Raw genomic sequence first — 268 nt, 5'->3', positions numbered from 1 at the left:
GTATCGCAGACCGGATCACCCTTCATGCACACCGAATACGTTTCCGGGTATGCCTCCGCTGGAATTGCAGCTCCGGCCTTCGACATGTCGGCATCGAGGGCTTTCTGGTTGATGGAGTTTTGGCTCAGACTAAGCGTGGCTTCGATGATGGCCCGCATCTGGGCGTCACGATTAGCGCCCGGGGTGGCATTCGCGCGCTCACGTAGGTAGTAGAGGATGGCGGCCATACCAATTGCTGACTGGTCGGCGTCTCCACTGACCTCCTGGA

Annotated in this window: 1 protein-coding gene; it reads right to left on the bottom strand. The window is 59.0% G+C overall.

Translation table 11 applies throughout. From position 1 onward, the window contains the following. Nucleotides 1–227, bottom strand: a 227-nt coding sequence (locus tag FVA95_RS29875; RefSeq protein WP_205016075.1) for a hypothetical protein, incomplete at its 3' end; no start/stop codon positions are given. Between the last annotated feature and the right edge of the window lie 41 nt (nt 228–268).

The organism is Pseudonocardia sp. EV170527-09 (genome assembly GCF_008369905.1).
GTDB lineage: Bacteria > Actinomycetota > Actinomycetes > Mycobacteriales > Pseudonocardiaceae > Pseudonocardia.
Note: the sequence above shows the minus strand (reverse complement) of the source record. Positions and strands in the feature narration are given on the sequence as shown.